The sequence below is a fragment of the Tamlana crocina genome (assembly GCF_012037625.1).
This window is the reverse complement of sequence record NZ_JAAVJS010000902.1, coordinates 1-278: the sequence shown is the minus strand read 5'-3', so window position 1 is coordinate 278 and position 278 is coordinate 1. Positions and strand designations below refer to the sequence as shown.

The 278-nt window shown below is 46.4% G+C and carries 1 pseudogene; it reads right to left on the bottom strand.

The window, feature by feature from the left end:
* Window positions 1-23: 23 nt before the first annotated feature.
* Window positions 24-278: pseudogene (locus HC176_RS19450) on the bottom strand (carboxypeptidase-like regulatory domain-containing protein); the annotation flags it as partial.

Sequence of the window (278 nt, the reverse complement as noted above, 5' to 3'; positions counted from 1 at the left end):
AGCCGCCGCATGAAAAGGACGACTTAAAGATCTTCAGCTTCCGCCTCCAGGGCCACGAAATTCCTGATCGCGGTATTGGGTTCTATGATATTGTAGCCGCTCCAAAATTCAGGATTATAGACTTTAAAAGTCTGGTAGTCGAAATCATCTTTGATCGCTATATTGTTCAGATTCCCTGCTGGCATAGCCTCTGTCTCGTACACAACCAACTGCAGCTTGTTTACCTGACTTACATTAAGCCTTAGGTCGAGGTCGAGTTCATTTTGCTTGCGCCTGCC